The following is a 2,105-nucleotide window of genomic DNA, read 5'->3' as shown; positions in this document are numbered from 1 at the left end:
GTATATGCACAAATTATAAAAGATATGACAGAAGCTGAAGCGGTATTGTATCTTCCTAATCATCCAGAATTAGCAGGTGCATCTAGTCGGGTATCAAAAACAACAGCTCAAGGCATACTAGCAAGGGTTTGTCTTTTTATGGCAGGCTACCCAATAAATGATCATTCGCAATATGCTAATGCGTTAATGTGGGCTAAAAAAGTACAAACAACAGGTGCTGGCATACACCGTTTAWCCACTATGGCGGATACCGTTGCTAACGTAACGAACTTAGTAGGCATGAAATTGAGTTACCCGGCTATCAATGGTAACCCTGCATATAGCAATAACGGCTATGCACAGGTATTTGTTTGGGAAGCGCAGGGTATTTACAACGTAAAAGAAACCATGTGGGAGGCCGATACACGAGACCAAACTTATGGCAGTGTACAAGTATACGGTTATATCGGCAGTCAGCTGGGCATCAACAATCCTGGTGATTATGCAATAGGTAGGTGTGTTAGTACACTTAATTGCCAGCAATATTTATATAACATGTACGGGGCTGGCGATCTGCGCAGGGACTGGAATATTTCGCCTTATACCTATACCGGCACGGTTACCTCAACTGTCCGCACATTTTATATTGGCACTCCGGGCACTACAGCACAACTTCTGTACTCAAGGCAGCCAGGTAAGTTCAGAAGGGAGTATGAGCCCGTTAGTGGTGGCAATGCTAATAAGAACCAGTGGGAAACTGCTGTCAAATTCCCATTGTTGAGGTACTCTGATGTTTTATTGATGCTGGYCGAAGCAGAGTTCATGGTAAACGGACCTACCCCAACCGCACTAAATGCCATTAATCAAGTTCGCAGGAGGGGGTATGGACTTGATCCGAATACACCAAGCGCAGTTGCTGACTTTACAAGCATTACCTTGAATGATATTCAAAACGAAAGAGTGAGAGAATTAGCATTTGAAGCATTAAGAGCAAATGACCTGAGGCGTTGGGGGATCTATCTGCAAAGAGCGCAGGAGGTTCTTAATTTTAACAATACTTCAGGCTTTCCTACCGGCAATAGAACTGTAGCCAACCAAGGCTTTATCAATACGATTGCAGGAGGCAACAAATTTTTGTTTTGGGGTATACCATCTTCAGAGATTCTTGTTAATAAAGCAATAACTCAAAACCCTGGATGGTAATTAATTATAATCTAAATTTTATAAAAATGAAACTTAAAAATATATTAATGCCTGTTGCAATTGTATTGCTGTTTGCTTCTTGCAAAAAAGATTTGCAACCAAGAGATTTGGACTTCGATGTGGTAAGCGAGAATAGTGCCAAACAACCTACACTCACTTTTAAAGTAACCGATACCGTACATTTTGTTTTTTCCGGTAACCCTGATCATATCACTTTTTATTCTGGCGAGATAGGACGTAAGTATGCAAATGTTAATCGGGTATCTGATACTAGTTCAAACAATGTGCGAACCCTTTCCTTTTCTACCGCGTTAAATACAGCAGGTACAGGAAGTTTAAAGTTACTAATTGCGACTAAATTTCCCAAAATCGCCAATATTAATGCTACAGATTCCTTAAGCATTCTCGATACATATCCAACAAATTGGACAGATATTACCAGTAGGGCTGCACTTGCAACCAATGCAACAGTTAAGGCATCAGGGGCAGTAAATCTTGCTGACTACGCAAAGGCTGGAGAACCAGTTTATCTGGCTTTCAGGTATAGAGCTGAAGCTGGTGTAGTACAACCTAGATGGACTATTACTAATATTAACCTGACTCATAAAACAGCCGATACAACTTACATCATTAATACCTCTGCGCTATCTTTACCTACTGCATTTCCAGCCTTTACCGAAAGCCATGGGTGGGTTCCTATTAATGTTGCTAATAAGTTGATCAAATTCACCTCTTTTGGAGTTACTGGGAATACAAACGCAGCTACTGCTGTTGCTACCGAGAACTGGATGATAACAGGTCCCATAGATTTATCAAGAGTCTTGCCAGATGCTGGGGTAGTTATAAAAGACATGACCAGTAATGCGTCTACTACCATTTATGGTGGTCCAGTACCTTCTACTTTTGCAAATTATGCCTATAAG

General features: G+C 41.0%; 2 protein-coding genes. Both read left to right on the top strand.

Translation table 11 applies throughout. The features are described 5' to 3' along the window. Positions 1-1,182: RagB/SusD family nutrient uptake outer membrane protein (locus AC1DPQ_RS25925; protein WP_477611331.1), on the top strand; the 1,182-nt coding region annotated here is incomplete at its 5' end. A gap of 26 nt (positions 1,183-1,208) precedes the next feature. Continuing rightward, positions 1,209-2,105: DUF5017 domain-containing protein (locus AC1DPQ_RS25920; RefSeq protein WP_477611330.1), on the top strand; the 897-nt coding region annotated here is incomplete at its 3' end.

Source organism: Pedobacter sp. 01T416_2, assembly GCF_056398925.1.
This window is presented reverse-complemented; position numbering and strand designations above follow the sequence as displayed.